Source organism: Proteus sp. fly-1067, assembly GCF_040139345.1.
In the GTDB taxonomy this organism is placed as follows: domain Bacteria; phylum Pseudomonadota; class Gammaproteobacteria; order Enterobacterales; family Enterobacteriaceae; genus Proteus; species Proteus vulgaris_B.
The window spans coordinates 1-1,297 of sequence record NZ_JBEEUL010000044.1 but is presented as its reverse complement, the minus strand read 5'-3'; the positions used below and the strand labels follow the sequence as shown (position 1 = coordinate 1,297).

The 1,297-nt window shown below is 41.2% G+C and carries 3 protein-coding genes; all 3 read right to left on the bottom strand.

Going from position 1 to position 1,297, the window contains the following annotated elements; genetic code table 11:
• Positions 1-250: 250 nt before the first annotated feature.
• From ABN217_RS18950 to ABN217_RS18940, 3 genes are read right to left on the bottom strand one after another with little or no spacing between them, the layout of a single operon-like run.
• On the bottom strand, positions 251-847 hold the full coding sequence (locus ABN217_RS18950) for a recombination protein NinG (RefSeq protein ID WP_349459809.1): 597 nt from the start codon (positions 845-847) through the stop codon (positions 251-253).
• Complete coding sequence (locus ABN217_RS18945) at positions 819-953, bottom strand: hypothetical protein (RefSeq protein ID WP_349459808.1); 135 nt, start codon at positions 951-953, stop codon at positions 819-821. The genes ABN217_RS18950 and ABN217_RS18945 overlap by 29 nt, the downstream gene beginning before the upstream one ends.
• A 5-nt stretch (positions 954-958) precedes the next feature.
• Positions 959-1,246, bottom strand: coding sequence for a hypothetical protein (locus tag ABN217_RS18940; protein WP_349459807.1), 288 nt, complete (start codon positions 1,244-1,246; stop codon positions 959-961).
• Positions 1,247-1,297: the final 51 nt, after the last annotated feature.

The following is a 1,297-nucleotide window of genomic DNA, read 5'->3' as shown; positions in this document are numbered from 1 at the left end:
TAAACATAATGCTTTTTGGTGAAAAATATTTTGGTAAATCTGCAAGTCTCATCTCGCCTCCGGTAATACTGTGTGATGACCATCGCCACTTACTGAGTAGACAATAGATTTCTTCCTACGCTTTGCATCGCTAGTAACCAATACTGATAAGATGCCCATTGGTAGCTGAACAACGCTAAAACTTTGCCTTTTCAATGACTCTCTGGATAATCTTCTTGCCACGGTAATAGCAACTGGTAGGCTTTTGTATTTATCGCTCCTCATCTTTCAGCTCCTTTAACTTGGCTCGGTAGTGATCACGTATCCGCTCATAACCCTCGCGTTTCCACTTTGGCAATTCATGAGAACCCATCAGCCGATCGAAACGCTCCTGACCAATTTTCTCTATTAGTCGAGGTGTGTAATTTTCGATATTCCCCGATAGATGGTTATTACATGGTGCGCATTGCTTATGGCAGTTATCTTCATCAAACCTAAGCTCTGGATTAGCTCCGGTTGTTCGATAGTGTCCTGCGTGATACTGACCTTCGTGAAAACGACCACACGAGATGCAAGGCTCGTCTTTGTCTCTTTCTCTGATAAATGCGTTGAATGCGGTCTGTGCTTGTTTGGTGAAATATGAGAGGGGTTTTACTTCTAACTTGCGGGCTTTGAGTTTGTCTTTTGCTTCTCGTTCTTTTTCCTGGTTCTCCTTTTTAAGTTTTGCTAATGCTTTTTCTCTATCTTTATTCCTTTGTTGCTCGGATAATTCAAATCCATGTTCCGGGCTACACCAATTTTGAAAGCTCTGCTTTGGAATAAACCATTCTCGGCATATTTTACAGCGCCGTCGCCTTAGCTTCTGCATCTCCATCTCCTTTGATTTTATCCATCACTTCCAAATGAGCGTATTCATCAGCACACTGAGCACACACATAAATCTCATCATCTGTTAGCTGTCTATTGCATGACATGCAGTTCATTGAACGCCTCGCTTTACCGCACGTTTAGCTTCACGTCTAATTGCAACACCTAATCGCTCTAGCCACTCTCCATATTTGAGTAAAGCTTCAACTTCATCACTAATGCGAGGGAATCCATCTATTTCAATATCTACCTCAAACTTTCCAAAGTTATCTCTGGCAATAGATATTTTCTGCTCTAACTTTGTAGTCTCGCTATTGTGAGTAACGTTATATTCCTTAAGAAATAGGTTTTCGTTTCTTTCAAACTTAACCAGTTCCATTTTTGTTGACTTGGTTTTCACACCCTCACCCCACCCAATAATGAATCAAACTTCATCAGCATCGGATTACCC

What these genes read in the sequence shown, in the direction of transcription:
- ABN217_RS18950 (WP_349459809.1), bottom strand. Translation starts at nt 847, where the DNA reads ATGCAGAAGCTAAGGCGACGGCGCTGTAAAATATGCCGAGAATGGTTT.
- ABN217_RS18945 (WP_349459808.1), bottom strand. Translation starts at nt 953, where the DNA reads ATGTCATGCAATAGACAGCTAACAGATGATGAGATTTATGTGTGTGCT.